18 protein-coding genes are annotated in these 17,709 nt (G+C 39.5%); 7 read left to right on the top strand and 11 right to left on the bottom strand.

Translation table 11 applies throughout. The features are described 5' to 3' along the window. The first annotated feature begins 535 nt into the window (after nucleotides 1-535). Genes AB6D58_RS01665 through AB6D58_RS01655 form a run of 3 tightly spaced genes read left to right on the top strand, consistent with a single transcriptional unit; the run spans nucleotide 536 to nucleotide 2,963 of the window. A complete protein-coding gene (locus tag AB6D58_RS01665) occupies nucleotides 536-1,933 on the top strand; it encodes a recombinase RecT (protein ID WP_372156352.1) in 1,398 nt (465 codons plus the stop codon). 1 nt (nucleotide 1,934) lies between these two features. After that, nucleotides 1,935-2,216, top strand: a complete 282-nt coding sequence (locus AB6D58_RS01660; protein ID WP_372156351.1) for a hypothetical protein — start codon at nucleotides 1,935-1,937, stop codon at nucleotides 2,214-2,216. A gap of 9 nt (nucleotides 2,217-2,225) precedes the next feature. Continuing rightward, nucleotides 2,226-2,963, top strand: a complete 738-nt coding sequence (locus AB6D58_RS01655) for a DNA/RNA non-specific endonuclease (RefSeq protein WP_372156349.1) — start codon at nucleotides 2,226-2,228, stop codon at nucleotides 2,961-2,963. A 303-nt stretch (nucleotides 2,964-3,266) separates the two neighbouring features. On the opposite strand, the gene AB6D58_RS01650 is transcribed toward AB6D58_RS01655, so the two are convergent. The 6 genes from AB6D58_RS01650 to AB6D58_RS01625 all read right to left on the bottom strand — a co-directional run bounded on the left by AB6D58_RS01650 (nucleotide 3,267) and on the right by AB6D58_RS01625 (nucleotide 8,215). Further along, entirely contained in the window at nucleotides 3,267-4,367 is a 1,101-nt protein-coding gene (locus tag AB6D58_RS01650; protein ID WP_372156347.1) for a peptidoglycan DD-metalloendopeptidase family protein, read from the bottom strand. After that, nucleotides 4,357-4,641: a hypothetical protein gene (locus AB6D58_RS01645; protein ID WP_372156345.1), complete on the bottom strand. Its 285-nt coding sequence runs from the start codon at nucleotides 4,639-4,641 to the stop codon at nucleotides 4,357-4,359. Before AB6D58_RS01645 ends, AB6D58_RS01650 begins: the two co-directional genes overlap by 11 nt. Nucleotides 4,642-4,742: 101 nt before the next feature. After that, entirely contained in the window at nucleotides 4,743-5,075 is a 333-nt protein-coding gene (locus tag AB6D58_RS01640; RefSeq protein ID WP_372156343.1) for a hypothetical protein, read from the bottom strand. Between the two features lie 203 nt (nucleotides 5,076-5,278). Next, entirely contained in the window at nucleotides 5,279-6,343 is a 1,065-nt protein-coding gene (locus AB6D58_RS01635) for a hypothetical protein (RefSeq protein WP_372156341.1), read from the bottom strand. Next, nucleotides 6,340-7,134, bottom strand: coding sequence for a hypothetical protein (locus tag AB6D58_RS01630; RefSeq protein ID WP_372156339.1), 795 nt, complete (start codon nucleotides 7,132-7,134; stop codon nucleotides 6,340-6,342). Before AB6D58_RS01630 ends, AB6D58_RS01635 begins: the two co-directional genes overlap by 4 nt. Before the next feature lies 1 nt (nucleotide 7,135). Next, complete coding sequence (locus AB6D58_RS01625) at nucleotides 7,136-8,215, bottom strand: hypothetical protein (protein WP_372156337.1); 1,080 nt, start codon at nucleotides 8,213-8,215, stop codon at nucleotides 7,136-7,138. A 166-nt stretch (nucleotides 8,216-8,381) separates the two neighbouring features. Between AB6D58_RS01625 and AB6D58_RS01620 the strand changes: the two genes are divergently transcribed. Next, nucleotides 8,382-9,560: a hypothetical protein gene (locus AB6D58_RS01620; RefSeq protein ID WP_372156335.1), complete on the top strand. Its 1,179-nt coding sequence runs from the start codon at nucleotides 8,382-8,384 to the stop codon at nucleotides 9,558-9,560. A 46-nt stretch (nucleotides 9,561-9,606) separates the two neighbouring features. Here the strand turns inward: AB6D58_RS01620 and AB6D58_RS01615 are convergent, their stop codons facing one another. Next, nucleotides 9,607-10,209 carry a hypothetical protein gene (locus tag AB6D58_RS01615; protein WP_372156334.1) on the bottom strand — a complete coding sequence of 201 codons (603 nt, stop codon included), beginning with the start codon at nucleotides 10,207-10,209 and terminating at the stop codon, nucleotides 9,607-9,609. Between the two features lie 1,974 nt (nucleotides 10,210-12,183). Here AB6D58_RS01615 and AB6D58_RS01610 point away from each other — a divergent pair. Together AB6D58_RS01610 and AB6D58_RS01605 are read left to right on the top strand one after the other, a co-directional pair. Further along, complete coding sequence (locus AB6D58_RS01610; RefSeq protein WP_372156332.1) at nucleotides 12,184-13,101, top strand: competence protein CoiA family protein; 918 nt, start codon at nucleotides 12,184-12,186, stop codon at nucleotides 13,099-13,101. A 1,330-nt stretch (nucleotides 13,102-14,431) separates the two neighbouring features. Next, on the top strand, nucleotides 14,432-15,268 hold the full coding sequence (locus AB6D58_RS01605; protein ID WP_372156330.1) for a GGDEF domain-containing protein: 837 nt from the start codon (nucleotides 14,432-14,434) through the stop codon (nucleotides 15,266-15,268). A 39-nt stretch (nucleotides 15,269-15,307) separates the two neighbouring features. Here AB6D58_RS01605 and AB6D58_RS01600 read toward each other — a convergent pair whose 3' ends face one another. From AB6D58_RS01600 to AB6D58_RS01590, 3 genes are all read right to left on the bottom strand, one after another. Then, nucleotides 15,308-15,550: a hypothetical protein gene (locus AB6D58_RS01600; RefSeq protein ID WP_372156329.1), complete on the bottom strand. Its 243-nt coding sequence runs from the start codon at nucleotides 15,548-15,550 to the stop codon at nucleotides 15,308-15,310. Between the two features lie 139 nt (nucleotides 15,551-15,689). Continuing rightward, nucleotides 15,690-15,992, bottom strand: a complete 303-nt coding sequence (locus tag AB6D58_RS01595; RefSeq protein WP_372156327.1) for a hypothetical protein — start codon at nucleotides 15,990-15,992, stop codon at nucleotides 15,690-15,692. 16 nt (nucleotides 15,993-16,008) lie between these two features. Continuing rightward, a complete protein-coding gene (locus AB6D58_RS01590; protein ID WP_372156326.1) occupies nucleotides 16,009-16,389 on the bottom strand; it encodes a hypothetical protein in 381 nt (126 codons plus the stop codon). 436 nt (nucleotides 16,390-16,825) lie between these two features. Between AB6D58_RS01590 and AB6D58_RS01585 the strand changes: the two genes are divergently transcribed. Beyond that, nucleotides 16,826-17,299: a hypothetical protein gene (locus tag AB6D58_RS01585; protein WP_372156325.1), complete on the top strand. Its 474-nt coding sequence runs from the start codon at nucleotides 16,826-16,828 to the stop codon at nucleotides 17,297-17,299. A gap of 85 nt (nucleotides 17,300-17,384) precedes the next feature. Here the strand turns inward: AB6D58_RS01585 and AB6D58_RS01580 are convergent, their stop codons facing one another. Continuing rightward, complete coding sequence (locus AB6D58_RS01580; RefSeq protein ID WP_372156323.1) at nucleotides 17,385-17,705, bottom strand: hypothetical protein; 321 nt, start codon at nucleotides 17,703-17,705, stop codon at nucleotides 17,385-17,387. Nucleotides 17,706-17,709 lie beyond the last annotated feature (4 nt).

Here is a 17,709-nt window from a genome sequence, read left to right as displayed (position 1 = left end):
ACTAAACAATGAAATACACTTTAGGAGTATTTCCGAGCAAGAGGAATGAAAGTAAATTCTGCTATAAGTTAGGAACTGCTTAGATTCTTACATCAGGTATACGAGAACACTTAAAATGTGAATGTTTCACTCAAAGTGAAAAACCTTAATAGTTTTATACATGAGTAAGTAGCTTTAGCATTGAGTGGTAAAAGTACCACATCTTACCGAGATTTATAAGTTTAACGAAGGGAAAGTCTTCAATAGATCTATCTAAGTAAAAAACAATTCTCAAATACAATTATAACAAAAGTCACCCTTTTCTAAAGGGCGATATCATGGTGCTCAAAAGAAGAACAAACTCAATAGGTCACATTGAAAAGTAAACACATCATGAGAAATATTTTATAACAACAAAACAGAGACTTAAGGTGTACTTATAACTGTGAATACTGATCGTCAGTGAGAACGATAGGTCTTGGCTTTGAGATGTGTATTATTAAATCGAATTAAAAGGTAATGCATAGCACAAGCAGATTCAAAGCACGAGGTTCTTATGAGTGTTCAGGCTACACATGATAAAATAACAAACGAGCTAGAAATCTGGAAAGCTTTCTTCCCAGCTAGTGATGTTTATATCAAAACGGTACTCGATTGTGCTCGCTATTGGGATGACCATAACGAAGGGCTACGTGAACTTTTCTTCTTTATGTGTGGTGCTACTGCAGACAGCTATCGTGCCGATGGGGGGCTCAATGATCCATATGCTCCCCTAAATGCAGATTTGAACTCAGTGCGCCAGGGATTGTATTCATTAGCAAATATCCAAGGCAGCTTCGACCCATTCCTAACTACTGCTTATTTTAAAGTACGTTTTGACCGTCGAACAGGTAAGTACAACTTGAACATAGACCTAAACTACAAAGGTAAGGTTTATTTGGCAAAGCTAAATGGTTTAGTTAAAACTGTCCAGCCAGCTCTAGTCTGTGAGAAAGATGATTTTACTTACAATGGCAAAAACATGGCACCTGACCACCGGTATCCACAATTAGCGGCTTTAAATGACCGAGGTGCAGTACAAGGTGCTTACTGTGTGACCACTCGGCCATGTGGTGAGGTGATCGTTAATTTCGTGAATAAGACCGAATTAGATCAGCTAAAGAATATGGCTGAAACAACGGAAATTCACCAAATGTGGCCTGCAAAGATGCTAATGAAGTCGGCCATCAATCAGGCGGAAAAAGACTGGTATTCACAAGAGATGTCGCCGGTTAGTATGGAGAAAGAACCTTTAACAAGAATCGACAACACAAAGCAAATGCTACAACCATTTCTAAATTTGTGTAGTGACCAAGGAGACTCTTTAACCAAACTATCTAAAGTCGTAGCTTATGCCATGACTTTCTTTACTAGCGAAGAGAAGGCTCGTGAAGAGGGCGAAAATATGTTGATGCTTTTAGCAAGCACACCAGACCTTCAAAAATGTAAGCCATTCAGTATCGCAAAAGCGTTAATGGCGTCCTCTAAGTATGACGTGTCACTTTCAAAGTCAAAAGAGTACACATACATAACGATTCTCAAGGACAAGGTGCACACGGCTGAAATTGACTTGATGTACCAAGGAATGAGAGAAATAGCATTCTCTGGGATCACGAATACCTCTCAAGAGAGAGTAACAAAACTAGAAGCGGATTTAATCTACTCAAATGACCGTATCGTTTTCGAAGAAGACACAAAGATCCCACACGTAATGGTACAAGATTTCGATAATCGTGGTGCATTATTAGGTGGATTCGTTGTAGTCACACGTGGCGCCGAGTACGAAATTTTATTTGTCAATATCGAAACTATGGAGAAGGTAGCGAACTGTTCAAGAGGTAATGTAAAATCAACTTGGCCTAAACAGTACGCTCGAAAAACACTTCTCCGTCAAACATTTTCATCATGGTTGTAAAATGATTAAAAACAAAGAACAAGATAATAAGAAACTGGTTAAGTTAGTAGAGTGCATTGCAAACAATAATGACCTTGAAGAATTTTTAAAGGCTGAAGGTCTTAACCACTTCAAAAGGCACGTAATTGAAGTAGAAAAACTATTCCGTAGCGGTTTGTTTCTTAAGGTAGAGATTCCGCAAATGTTAGGGCTAGACTATGATGAGTTGATTTCTTTAAATAGCAAACTACAACAGACCAACGTTATGAGTGGGGATCTGTTACAGATAGACATCATACATTAAGGATTTGGTATGAAAAAAATTTCAACTGCTTGCATTCTTGCAGCAGCATTGTGTGCTGGTGGCTCAGTGAATGCAGAACAGGTCCCAGAGCGATACATTACAGTTAAACATGATGGTTATACGTTGGTTATGGACTGCGTTGCTCGTGCGCCACTAATGTTTCAGTTTAGGCTAGGTAAAGATGTCTGGAGTGAACCACGTTCGGACAACTTTGATTTTGACCCAAAAGTGCCGCGATATTGCCAACAAACAAGAACCAAAGGATACGGTAGTAAGAAAGGAACGATTTATCATCGCGGCCATTTAGTTGGGGCCAATGCGATGGATAATTCACGACACACAATGGAAGAGTCATTTTACATGACCAATATCGTACCCCAGGCTTCAGAATTTAATCGAGGTGCTTGGTTAGTTACAGAAGAGTATCAAGAATGTTTGAGAGAACAGTCAGACATCTTAGTTGCTGGTGGCGTTGCATTTAACGATGACACTAATGATTACTTCCTTCGTGGCCATAGCGTGAAGACCCCGGATCTTTTTTGGAAAATTATCGTAACAGGGCAGGGTGGATATTATGCTTGGATGTTCCCAAATACAGATGAAATGGTAGAATCAGAGGCAATTAAATACATGACTTCGATTGGGCAAATAGAGAGCACCATAGGTTTTAACTTAAATCTTGGGTCTTTGCGACAACTACCAACATCAAGTCTTCCGGAAAACCGTAAGAAATGTCATCTGGGGTAAACATATGAAGACTACATTAGCTAGTCTTAGAGCTGAAGTTAAAGAAAACTATCTAAAACAAGTATTCAATGATTTCATGATTTGGACTGTGTTTAGCTTCCTCGTTTATCGATCATAGCTTTTTGTTACTGGAAGGCCGGCTTATTGGATTTTGCCGCAATCAGCTTGCTTGGATCAGTATTTTGCGCAACAACGAAAAGATGGCGGCTTTATGCGGTATATAAAGCCTACAAAAAATCGTTGCGAGAAATCACATGTGGAAGCGAATAAAGGAAAAGCCTCGCACAATAGTGCGAGGTTTTTTTATGGTCTTAAAATGACTGCTGACATCAAAGCGTTGTCACTGTAGATGGATAGTAAACCATCCCAATCCACAGATGAAGTATCACGTAAAATGGAAATATCAGTGCCAGGTTCGTAACTAAACAAAGGGGCAGGATCTATGTGTCGGCCGCGATACTTAATCTCATAATGAAGGTGTGGGCCAGTGGTATAGCCTGTGTTACCCGAATAACCTATCAGATCGCCTTTTTGAACGAACTCACCTGACTTAACGGTGAATTTTGACAAGTGAGAATACGAACTCTCGAAACCAAAACCGTGTTCTAGTCGAATGAAATTACCACTACCTTTTTTGCTCTTCGAGGGCCGAACAACCTCTGCATAACCATCAGCAGGGGCGTAAAGGGCGGTCCCCGTCATGACAGGAAAATCAATGCCTTTATGGTTTTTTGAAGCACCTGGATGGTTTTTAATATTACGAGCCCCGAACCGTGAAGAAATCCTATATGGTCTATCAAATACGGTACCAAACGGGATGTGCTGTGACATAGAATGAAGAGCTGCTAGTTGTAATTTGCCTCCATTAATTCCGCGTAATAACGGTACAACCTCAGCACCTTCGAGATTAAACGCATAAGCAAAATCCCCATATTTGTCATTTAGGTATACCGCGCCAGATTTAAACTCAGCCACCCTCTGAATAAGCTCATCATTCAAATGACGTTGTGTTTCGTTGAGTTGTTGTAATTCTTCATTTTTGCCCTGAGATGCCTCTAAAGCAGCTTTAAGGCGTTGTATTTCAGCATTTTTGCTGATTAAGTCATTCTTCATCTTAGAGACAAGTTGTTGTGATTTCTCCAGTGTTGAATCTGGTACAACAAGGTCAGTAAACTGAATGGTATCAGTAGTAACCTTAACACCTTGGCTTTTATCTGCAGAACTCGTAGAAGAATCTACATTTGGCTCAACATAGTCAGAACGATGGAAGTTGTTAAAGCCATAAATCGCAATGTACGAAATCCCTAATATGCCGAAACAGTTTCGGATTTGACGTCTGAGTTTTCTTGAAGGACAGGTTAAGTAGTGAAAATCCAACGAAGCAACGGATATGTTAGGCTGCATGTGAAACTCCATCTAAACGGCTCTGCTTGTATGCTCGATTTACCAAACCAAGCAAATAGTCACGGTCAGATTTCAACTCATGCTTGTGGAAGTAAAGCCCTTTCGTTCTATACACATCAGAACAACCACTGTGGCAAACAGTCATAAGAACTTTATCGTTCAGAATAATCGCAAGTTTGCCATTAATTTCAAGCTCATAATCGCCGTTATGCGCTTGTACGAAGCTGACTCGGCCGTAAATAGCTGCTAGCTCGGTTAGAGTATCGTAAATCATATTGTCTCTTAATCTGGAAGGTCGTTCATGGGGTGAACAAACGTTATGATATCCGATCTAATGATGGGAATAAATGACGCTAACGCCATTCCCAACAAAAGTTAATTAATCGGATGCCCGATAGAACGAAGAACGTATTTAGCATTTTGCATTCGTTTTGAATTGATTGGAGAACGCGTTGCCAGTAACTTGAGCTGACCTAGAGTAAAGGTTTCGTAATCTAGGTTGTATGAATTGCTGTTTAAGGCAATACGGCTACTCTCTAAGCATTTATGATAAGTATTTCCTTCTTCTATGAGCGGAAGGCAACCAAGATCTTCTTTTGCATTGAACATTGATTTGAGTTGTTTTGGGCTCGGTAAACTAGGTGGTTCAGTATTCGCTGCTTGGGCAGGTATGATGATTAAAGTAGATAGAAGTAAAAACTTATACATTGGTACATACCTTGTATAGTTATATTGCTAGAGGTATAGTTGCTAAATCACGCAAAAGTGACTTATAGAAATACCTACCTTTACAACAATTTGAAAAGAACAATGCCATAGGAATATTTCGTTCCCACATGATTATTTATGTGCGGCATTCTAGAAACGGCTTGCTAATCTAGTCAGGATGGTAAGCCGCTTTTACATCCACTCTATAAAGATGCTAGAGCGCGAATGCCCATGTGTTTAGAGCTTTCAACTTTGATAGATTGAGAAAAATCCAGATGTACCGTCACCGACTCATCAAAATTCAACCCTTTAGCATCTACCAGCTGATAAAACTGAGCGCCATCTTTGTCTTTGTAAGCAATAAAGAATAATGAAGTTGTAGGCGATAATACGTTAGCTACATCGTCGCTGAGGTCTGTACGAGGTGCATTCGATAGTAACTTCATAAACGATTCATTGAAGGCGTCAAAAGATACAGATGAAATAGCTTTAAATTGCTCAAGCACATTCATAAAGGCTAGGGAGTCAATCATACCTTCTGAGTCATTCTCCCAGTTCTTTAAATCAGATGACATAACTTGGAGTTCTGATTCAATGAACAGTAGCTTGTTGTTGATTTCTTCAATATCACCAACCTCTAAATCAGCCTTTGCAGTAGCGCTTGCTAACTCACTGCGCAACGCATTAATTTCAGCGTCAGTGGCTTGGTCATCCATCACTCTAGAGTCTATCTGGTCTTTGATAACACCGGTGTAATTCAAATGCTCATACTGATTTTCAATTAACTCTCCACGTTCAACCTGCATAGTATCCACTTTCTTCTGGGAGTCTGCCATCTGGACAGTTAGGACCTCTTTTGCCTTGGTGTACTCTTTGTTGTATGCGCTAACAAACGATTTGTGTTCTTCTCGTAGCTCCGAACCTACAATTGAGTCGGAGGGGATTTTGAATTCAGTTGCTAGTTTCAGGTTGTTAAGATGTTTGTAATCATTATAAAGGGCGTTAGCAACCTCAATATCCTGCTCTGATAGACCATAGATAACAAATTCAGAAAAAGTGCTGAATGCAGCCTTATCGTAAACAAACTGGTGCTTAAGGTTAGAAAAGGCGGCAACCGTTGATGATTCTGAATCTGATTTAACGTAGACGGAATCTACGGGACCTGGGTCAGTAATCGCCTCATCACTAGTGTTGATTACTGAAAATACAACTGCAGCACAGGCCGCAATGCCGAACCCGGCTATCAAGTTACTCTTTTTAATCTTCATGCTACCTCGCTTGCTCGTTTTCTGTTGCCTGTATTGCTAACTCCACCATTTCGTGTGCGGCGATCACTCGAAGATTTGCTCTTTTTCGATTTCTTTTGTTGTCTTTGTTTTGGGTGAGTAAACAACCGTGAATAGATGTAGTCGTGATATTCTCCTGATGCAAGATTTATCAGCTGAACAGGCACGCCTTGGCTCATAAGCTTATCTTGAATTACTCGAATCTTTTTCTTTGAGTATTGACTAGACTGTGTACCAAGTTTGCGAGCACTCTCAACGTCGGTATCTTTAAAAGAAGAGAGATCACAAGATACTAGATATGAATCCACTTTCTTCCCTAGCTTTGAAAGAATGAAAACATGAGAAAAACCGAGCTGACAAAGCTCTCGAGTATGAGACTTTAGCTTTTGTTTTTTATCAAGAGCCTTACCCTGTTCTTTACGACAGTACGCTTTAGCTGCAGGTGAAATATTAGTATCTAGGTAGACTTTTCGAACGAACGCTAAAGCATACAGGTCACGTTCTGAAACTTTTGAATCTGAAACTGAACCATCAAGATTGAAACGACGTCTTTCTGGGTCATCTATTGCGTTAATGATAGATACGCGATACTCAGTCCTAAAAAAATAGTCATTTGTGAATTGATCGACCAATTTACGGTCGTGGCCTAGTTTGACCAAAGCATTTCGTATGTTATCGCCACAACCATGTGCTAAAGGGACTACCTTTGACGCTAGAAACGGAAACTTTATGTGTAAATCACTTAAAAGCTTCTGGGCCTGCTCATGTTCCATTTCAGAGATCTCCGAGAGTACGTTTGGAATAAGTAATGTACTCATAAAAATTTACGTGATTACTTAAGTTCTTGATGAAAGCAAACATATGTAAGGCAATCTCAAGAGGTATTAAAATCGATACATTACACACTTTCATCGTCAACGTATCAGCTTGCGCTGACAATGATAAGTCGCGACCCCGCATCGTATTTAAACCTGACTTGGCATTGTCATTTGCTATAGCGAAGTCGATTAGTTCAATCGTCGATATAGTTGTGAAAGTCATTTCAAAACGAGAGTCGCTACTCCTCAAAACCGCTTGAATCATACCGGTGTGACCTATGGTAAATTTTAACTCACGACCATCAGGTAAAACGTAAAGCGAATTATCAGGGTTGTTAATGTATTCGTGCATGTCGAGCGTAACTCGGGCATTCGGAGCAAAAAGTTTAGAGCCTACAGCAGATAAGCGATCAGAAATATTTGCATCAGAAATAATGCCGAGAACGGCGACTGGGATAACTGATTTTAGACGATCAGTAAGCTCTTTGGAAACATTATTGGTAGAAGAAATTAAATGAATATGATCTGTAACATGACATAAGAACTGCATTTCCCCTAGTTCAGTGCTGTAATAAGGTAACATTTGTAGAGCGTCAAATTGCTCATCTATACCCTTACCTTGCTCAAAACCTAGGTCGATATAGATCTGGTTGACATCGATATTGCCATTAACTTTGAACATAGGAATTAACTCACGCACGATAGATACAATCGACTTGATATAGGTAGACTTAATAAGAGTCACACCCTTTGCTCTTAAATAGGCCCTGTGACAGCAAATAAGGACAAAAGCAACGTCGTTAAGATCGATGCTGCCGAGCTCTTTTCTCGAAAGAATCTCCAATCTATTTAGTTTTGCTTGAGTAGACTCCTGTAAGGCATTACTTAGGTCAGTACGCAGCGCTAGCTCATTACTAGAGATTGATTCAACTAAGTTGCGAATTAGAGTTGTACTGGACTTCTTCGCAGAAAAACTTTTGATAAATTCTAGGAAGGGCAGGCTGAAACGAACGGATGTAGTTTTAGAGGTGTTCATAAAAATTAGTCCAATTAACGTGCGGTTTTGGTGTGTGACACACACACTTTTAAGTATAATAACATGAATGCACCCAGACAAAGCTGATCACCGCTGCACTCTACCAAACGATTGAGTTTTTTGGGGTAGAATAACTTTCGAAGTACAAACCAATTAGCGATAATACATGACTACATCAAATCAGATAACGAAACGATTCCAAGAAATTGAAGCTAACTTTAGCGTCTATCATCAATTCATTGCTGCTGGCAATAGTGATGCTGCTAAATTTACTCAGACTAAGGTTGAGAGTTTGTGTAAGGAACTACACGCTTTATTCCAGGAACAAGCAAATGAGCACGATACAGCTCTATCAAAGCTAGAAATTAGAAATATTGAGTTCTCAACAAAAGTAAATGACTTGAAAGTTGCTTTAACTAAGAAAGTGCAAGACAACAATCGTACTGCTATTGAGCTAAGCGAGGCAAATGAACAAGTTCAAAAGCTTAAAACTGACCTTGCCAATTCTGAACAAAAGTTACTTGAAACAGAGAACCAATCAACGCGTGATGCTAAAGAACTAAAGGCACTTCGCGATAAAAATCCCGGTCTAATGCAAGCAACAATTGTGGATCTAAATAAAAAGCTTGATTTGGCAAACACCAAAAAGTCAGCCCTAGAAACTGAACGCAAAGCGAACAGAGACATACTTAATGAAAAGACCACTCAGTTAGCAAAACTCAAGAACGAAACTGTTGGTTATATTCCTTTAAGTAAGTGGGTAAAAGGCAAACTCGGATTGCAGAAGTATCGCATTATCGAAACTGACGACGTATCGCGTATTGCTTCTATTGACGACGGTTCTATGTACTCGGGCTTCATCGACACAGATTTTCAATTGCAGGTTGAGATTTCAAGTGGCGTTCTCTACAAAGTGCACGTATCGGATTGGTTGTGCCCTGTGAACCCTGAAGGTGTTGATCATGCGGGTGATTACCCAGTAGAACTTGATAAACAACTAAAAGCCGAGTTCGAAAAACGAATATCTCAAACCAACCCAAACATGATCAAAGCAGTACAAAATGCACGCAAGATTAAAGTTGCTGATTTAGCTTCACTAAGTGATGAAGAAAAAGCGCTATTAAATGCGGCAAACATCAAGACGCTTTATGAATGTGTTATTTTCCCGCCATCTCTATTTCTGAACTTTGTTCGAAATCATAACACAGCGGTAGAAATCGATGAAGAAATGGGTAAATCACTTTACGATAAGCTCCATTACGAAGGGTGTTCAGTCAAGGCAGACTTCCTACTGAACGAAGCCGAAGATGTAGAAAAGGCAATAAGTACAAGCGTATTGTACTAAACAAAAAAACGGTCATAGACCGTTTTTTTTATACACAAACAAAATGCTAACAATTCTGCAGGATGTGGAGGGTAGGTACCTTCTCAGGGATGCTACCAAACCACCAACGGGTTTCTTCATCTGCAGCAATGATTTTGTTCGTTTCCATATCCTTATACACGTAATAATGATTAACAGGTTGTGGAAGATCGCTAAGTGGATTCTGTTTACGTTCGACAATAACCGCACCACAAATACTGAGTTGGTCTAACAAGCAGTCGCAATCTAACGTTTGAGAGATGCGGAACTCGCCCTCAGAAGGGAAGCAAATGAGAATGTCGTTTCTTACAGGCGGTACCAACAAGAATGGAAGAGCGTTGGAATTCGATAGAGTAGAGATAATGGTCTCAGTAACGCTTACGCGAGTAGATTCGTCAAACGCCTTACAAAAATAGCGCAGACCTTTTAGAGAATTTGAAAGTGATTCAGAATAATCAATATGATCAACAGAGTCGATAAACAACAGGGCTTGCGCGTAATTATACTCATGGTTATCGGAAAACTGGTGGTTTGGACGTAAGTATTGAGTAGCCTGTACAAGTAACTGCTCAGGGGAATTTAGGCAAGCGTAGAAATTATGGGCGTAAAGATCCATCCCAATTTCATCCATGAGGCGGAGTATCACCTTCGCGATTTTGCTCGACACGATGCCAGGAAAGTTCCTTTTCTTTGCGGAAGCATTTCTTAAGTCTCGAAGCTGTGTGAAATTAACGTCCTCTATGGTCGCCAATGACACGTCATTCAACTCTTTTTTGAGTTGCCTCCATAATCCGGCAAGGCCGGCCTGTATCACACTACTCATCCTAATAACAACTCTATTTTTTAAGCCAACTTTTTTTGATCAAGATCACTCTGTCGCGCAAATGTATAAGGAACGCCATATCTATTTCACTCTGAGTGCGTAGTGAAATCTAGTCTGTTAAATACATCACATTTAATTGTTCGGTATGCCTCGATACGTAACAAAAAAGTAACAACAGAGTATCAAGCTCTCTAATTCTATAAATCACCAAGTATGGTAACAAGGTGATTAATGTATGACATAATATACAAAATTAAGCTGATTTCCATCTAGAATATGAATCTTTTAAAAAAAAAATCAAAAAACCTAACTGAGTCCAAATTTAGACATATTTATGAACACAGGTGTGCGCTCAGTTTTAGAGGGAATTTATCAATAATAATAATGTTTATAAGGAAATTATATTTCCCTAACGCACGCAAAAGAAGCTTTTACGGTATTCCCAATAATCACTGTATAAAAAAATGCTAAGTTGCACTTATATACCCAAAAGGTGACCTAATATAAAAACGCTCCACTCAACCCCTTGCATGACCCGCGAAAGCGGTTGATTTTCTTGCTTTTTTATCTTCTTTTTCTTTTTTTTTCTGATTTATGGCTAGTTAATGCCCAAGTGTTAGATCGGTAATGTTTGATTCATCGTTAGGAAGCGTTGAATTTATTAGTGGCACTGGGGTTAAGAGGGAAAGAATGAAAGGGTGAAAACGAAATGGGGTCACTATGGCCAGGTGCAGGTTCGGTTATTGTAAGTCGAACCCCTTTAGGTATATAAGTGCTTTAAGATATATATAATAGTTGGATTAATGACGGTGCTAATTAATTGACACTTATCGACGTTAGTGAATTTCGTTCGTTAAATATAAGGTTTGGCTAACCGATTGAGATTGCATTCAAACATAGAATGTTGGTTAAAAGCAATGGCAAGGACTTCGTTAAGCAAACATTGGCTTAACTTATAATTTACTAACAATTTACAGATATATATTATCAATTCTTCCAATGCAGAAATCCCCAATAGAATTCACAAGGTAAACGATTGCTTACTCAGTCAGATATGAACCAATATTATTGGCATTTTAAGGCGTGTTTTAGGGTTTACTCGAACTTCATAACGAATCTACAAGCCTACCAATATATTGTGATATGATTATTTTTCACCCAACCAACACTGAAAAAGTCCCATGATAAAGCCATTCAAGGCTCTAAGCCTCGCATTTTTGGTATTTGGCCTTACCGGTTGCCTTGAGCAAGTCAAAGCGCCCTTAAAGGCGGTTTTGACCGTTACATACCATGCACCTGAATCTGGTCATCAATTCGAACTTTTTTCCGATTACGCAAAACTTTCTTTTCGAGAGCATGAATCTGTTGAACGGTTTTATGAGGAAGACCAACAAACAATTCGTATCAAAATGGCTATGGACCCTAATTATGAAGGCAAGTGGTTAGTGTTAACTAAACTTGGTAATGGTGAATTACTATGCCCTCAATGTGCTAAGTATAATTGGCCCTCAAAGTGGGTTAAGAAAGGCAAGTTCGCTAATGCTAACTGAGGCACAAAGTAATAAGCCAATACCACTATGCCCAAAATGTAGCTCTGATTCGATGTTCCATAAACTGTATAAGGAACTAAGTGATAATCGGAATGGTTGGTATTGTGGAATGTGCAGATGCGGCCCTTATCAGTTAGGATCACAATCAGAAGCTTCAAGTAATACGAACGTAGAAGCGTTGGCTGCACAGTATGCGCTGAAAATATTGAACATATAACAAGGGAATACAGTGATGGCCTTAATACCTTTTGGACTGAAAGATGGTCGTTTAGTCGATATAACAGGTGTTGAGCGTGGATTGAAGTGTGGTTGTATCTGCCCATCTTGTGGTCAACGATTGGTTGCACGCTTCGGAAGCGTTACCACCCCTCATTTCGCTCACGATAAAGATGCAAATGAGCAAGGGGTGAACAAAGACCCTTGTCAGCTATCATTCTGGGTCGCTCTAAGACTGATGATCAAACAAGTTTCCAATGAGCAGGGCTTTCTCAACATAAAAATTCCGTCATTGGTTATTGATCATGTTAGCCGAGATGATTCTTACAGCCCTGTCGTTAAAAGTATGCAAGTCGCAAAAGAACAAGAAATTACCCTTACTCAAATTGAGTACCAAGTTGTAGTCTCGGATACTACTCTAGATTTGGTTGGTAGTATCGGTAAGGCTCAACTGGGTATCCATTTTATCTATCCTGGGCGACAGGGATGCCAAGGTGAATTTAGTACCCGCATAGGAGTTATAGAGATAAATCTAACCGAACTTGAGTGGATCTACGAAAATTATGATTTTGTTGAATCTGAGCCCTTTGACCGTCGTGTACTAGCATATCTAAATGGGAGCATGGAAGCTAAAGCGTGGTATTTTCATCCTAGCTATGATCAGGCCAAGTCCATGCTTGAAGATCGGGTTAAAGACCAAGTAGCACGACAGAACATTCAAAATGAAGAAGAACATCGTGAAAAAACAAGAATCCAACACATTCAGCATCAGCAAATCAATCAACAACAAGACCAAAGACGCTCAAAGCTAGAGCAATTGAGTGAAAATGGTGATTGGCACTGTGTCAGATGTAATTGCGCTTGGACATTGGCGGAAAAAGGTGCGGACTGCCCTAATTGCTACATGCCTGGAGCAAAGATCATTATCAGGTAATGAACAATGACTACCTATTAAATGGCTTTATTCTTGCTACAATATTTCAAATCGTGAGAACTTCTGTACCAATCGTTGATCGGTTGCTATGGCAATATGTTGTAGCGGTATTCGTTCCTAAATCAAATCGTTCCCAAGATGTTTGGGGATAAACAAAAGTAGAGCCAGTGCAGCTGTGGTTGAAAATCATTCTCCTTCCATAAAACACACAAAGCTTCATCTGTTGTAACATTGAATGATCATATTTCTGACTTACAGCATAATCTAGAACGCGCCAAAATTGGAAAGCTAGTCGGGTTTTGACAGCCAAACTATCGCTCGACAAACAAAAAGGCGTAACCATGCTAAAATTTCACTACCAATTAACCCATACGATGTTGGATTCCTGCTTAGTTCGATTGATGGCTACATCGACATGCAATTTGCGGAAGAGATGGGGTATTCAAGCGTTGCTGGGACCCAATACGAACTTCATGCAGAGCGGTAAAAATTAGGGTTGCCTCTCAACTCATATGAGTAATCTCTAGGTATCCATACCGACAATTACAAACCTCATGTTTTCTCTATTTCATTACATCGGCATAGAACGAAATATATAGGAGCTCTTGTAAACGCTCATAATGAACAAGCAAGTTCAAAAGACATACATATCAAATACTCTGTCGTAGTGTCCAAGTTAAGTCGATACAAAGACCTAACAATCACTAGGTTCGCGTTGCCGGGCATAATCTACTTAATGAGGACCACCAGCCTTTGAAAGTAAGCAACGTTGAAGAACGAGGGGCTTCTAGAGGAAGATACAAGCTGTGGTTGATATCATGCCTATATGTATTTTCATTAGATGGAATTATTGCTTGGTGCTTGTACCAAATGCCAGTGCGCTCGTGATTTTTCCATGATAACAAGCTAGTAATTCAGGATTTAGATGATAAAAAGGCATAGGTTCGTGTGAAAAACCTATGCCTTTTTTTATCCGTCTTTGCTGTTGGCAAGCATAGATGGATATATGTTTGTCTAAAACTTTGATGCAATATTGAGGTAAAGTAGCCTATCCTGAAGTACGGATAGGATAGGCTAATCTATGCTGACTTAGAGAAAAGTCAGAACTATCGTTCCCAGTAAAGAACAAATAGTCAGTTCAATTCTTAAAAGATGATAAACGCAACGCCCAAAAAGTCAATGTAAGACAAGGGCATAAATAATGAAAATGGTCAATTTAGAAGATTCGGTCGAAGAAGATCACACAATGCCTATTTCAAATTAATTTCAATAGCTGTATATTTAATGTGCATCCCTTTTTTAGTACAACCATCGACTGAATGATACTCACATGAACACATCTGATATGGCGGTTTTCATGAATCATTGGCCAGGCTTCTTGAGCATCCGTGATTCCGATCATAGGTTTACATACCTTAATCAAAATTTTTTGGACTGGCTTTACGATTATGGCGTCACAGAACCATTGGGTAAGACCGGTACTGAACTAGCTTTGCAAGCACCTCCGAACGTAGCCAACATGCTACACACCTGTCATGATGCCAGTTTAGAGTATCTAGATACTGGGGTTTGCTTACCCAAAATAATTGAATTCAAAGCTAAAGATGGCATTAAGCATTTTAACGTCATCAAATTTAAGGCTGATGTAAATGGGGAAACAAGAATTTTCACTACTGGATTTGATGTAACCAAACTCCATCAGACAGCTGAGTTTTATCAATTGATGAGTCAAACAGACCCATTAACTGGACTCAACAATAAAGAAGCTTTAAAGAGATATGAGGCTAAAAAAGGTATAGCTATCGTTATTGATCTTAACAACTTCAAGTTGGTGAATGACGAACTAGGGCACCTCCAAGGGGATAAAGTTCTTGAGTCGTTCGCCAAAATGCTAAAGTCTCACTTCAGAGAAAAAGACTTTATAGCGCGCATTGGAGGAGATGAGTTCCTTGTCATCTCACCTGATTTGTCAGAGCAGGGCGCCTTGCACCGACTAGATACACTTGCCGGGAACTTTCACATTAATTTTGCAGAATATGACAATCTTGGCTGGGCATATGGGGTGGCAAGTTTTGAAGACGATTGGGAGAATACTTTCATAAAAGCTGATAAAGCGATGTATGACAACAAGAAACATATCAAGAACCGAATTCTGCACAACTTCTAACATTGTGGCACCCTCGCGGGTGCCGTCTCTATTAAACTCTCAAAGGTTTTTGTTAATTCGCTGAACCACCTCTAGTATTTGATTCGTCACTTCTTCTGAGTCAACTCTCGATAAGAAATCTCTAAAGTAATCAGGTATAGAAGACTCAACTTCTTTCACATCAAACGGCAAGAAATCTAGGGCCTCTTTATTAACTGTAATAAAACCCATAGTGCTTAAAGTGGAGATAAGGCAAAACATGCTAAAGGTACGGCGTGGGGAACGAGCTAATCGTTTGATCATGGTATGAACACCTCTTCGGAAACATACTCATATTATATCTAAAACAATTACTGGCTTGCTGATCACCCTAATGTTTAACATTCTTGGGGTGCGAAAAAGCCCGGCCTTAAACCGAGCTTTTGATGAAATGTACTGTTTCTTAGTGTAGTGCGTTATCTTCATTGGGATGGGCCTCTTCTAAAAGGTTACCATCTATCCAAGTTATAGCTGTCGAGCCTTCCACCTCTTTATCAAACACATGAGTGTTGAAATAAGGTTGGCCTTGTATGCCATTAACTCGAGCCGCATAAACTTGGGCCACGTAATCCTCAGATACTTCAAGGTAACCAGCTTCAACAATCTGACTATTTAATTGTTGAATAACCAACTCCGGATCGAAGTGACCAATAACGAACACACCCCAAGGTTTGCCATTTGATTGTGTGAAATACTTAACGTCCAATCTAATTTCTCCTTATTCATTTAAAAAATACTGAATGACTTGAAATGTTGGCGAACCCCTCTAAAGGTATACCTACAACGCCAACGAGCTTAGGTGGGAGTATGTGTTGAGATATGTTCTTCAATTCCTCTGGTGATATCTTGAAAGCTTCTACATAGGTACGATTGTTCAAGTTAATCTCATGACCAATAATAACTGGCTGAGATTGGATGCTCGGGTCAATATGGGTACCATCTTTAAGCTGAAGCCAGCAGTGACCTGCGATTATCTCTGAATTGTTAGAGCGACCTTGAAGGCGTAACTTCTTACCTTCAGTACGAATGGCGCCGTAAACAATGAAATCAACAGTGTCCAGAACAGACATAGCAGATACTACATTGTCAGTATGTAATGGCATAGGCATAACATCCCGACAACGTGTAAAAGAATCACCATCAATATCAGCAATGGTTGTTTTAACAAGATAATGCCTCTTTAGGTTCGTTCTTGCTTCGACTGCCTGTAACAGTGAATCATTGATTGCGTCTTTCATCCTAACCTTGCTGTTCATCTTTAGTAAAATAGACCTATTATAACGCATTTTTTGACGCGACAACTGATCACTCGTTGTAATTATACCTGAGCGTAATTGTTAAACGTTATGTGTTTAAGTTATGTGTTTAAAAAGCCCAAGCAATAGTGCATAATCGAATACCTAATCCAATTCCATAGTGAATTAGTTAGGTAAACCTGCCATGTGTTCCCGTTAGGGCTGATTCCTTGTGGAGATTTGCGAATCAGATTCTTGAATAATATATGGCCATCATTCCATTTCTAATGAAAGCGATAACCTTATGAGTTCTGGCGATTACTTACATGGACAATACACGTCTGTAGGACCCTCAAGACGTCGAGGAGGGTGTGTCGAGGCTGAGTTCATCACTATTGATGATTTAACTCTGCAAAATGTATTAATTAGCAAAGAGGCCTTCGATTTATTAGAACTAGGTGAGGTTGTTGAGTTAGTTTACTACCAACAGAGCAATATTACTTACATCACTTACTTAAGATACAATGAAGACAAAATTAGTTCGATGCCAAACTTTGCCAATCGCGCGCTGAGCAAGTTAGGCTTCAGAGCGATGGGTTGCTCCTTAGTAGGATTATTCATCATTTCTTTTGTGTATCCTGAAATAGCAGTGACTGGTGGTAACTCAACATTGATTGTCCCAGTCATTTTTGGTGCGAGCTTAATACTTGCTGTTGGCGGATACATCACTACCTTGAAAAAAGTTATTGCCACAAAATCACTGTTCCCTGGCTCATAACCTTCCAAATCGTGAAATTGCACTTGCGCAGAAATGCCAAGTGCTTTTTTTATCGCAATAAAATAGCGCCCGAAAGCGCTAAATATTATATGGCTCGAACCTGCCTTACTACCAAACTTTCAAGCTCTTCCGCCTCTTTGAACTCTTTACTCGAAAGGTTCAGGCTATCAACGATCTTGGTAATACAATCAGATATGCAGGCTAACTCATCTTTGACTAACTCGTGATTGGTTTTCTCATCAAGAATCTCGATTGCCCATGATGCTACTGGTGAGTCTATCTTTGAAAACCACAACTTTAGCTTCTTTCTCAATAAATCAGCGAAGTGACTGTCATCATGCATAAACGCCTCTTTTAAACTGTCACTAAAGTAATCCGACGTTTCAGAAAAGTTGTCCGTATTCATATTC

The sequence above is a fragment of the Vibrio sp. 10N.239.312.D08 genome (assembly GCF_041466145.1).
Taxonomy (GTDB): Bacteria; Pseudomonadota; Gammaproteobacteria; order Enterobacterales; family Vibrionaceae; genus Vibrio; species Vibrio crassostreae_C.
The sequence above is the reverse complement of the archived record's forward strand: the minus strand, read 5'-3'. Positions and strand labels throughout refer to the sequence as shown.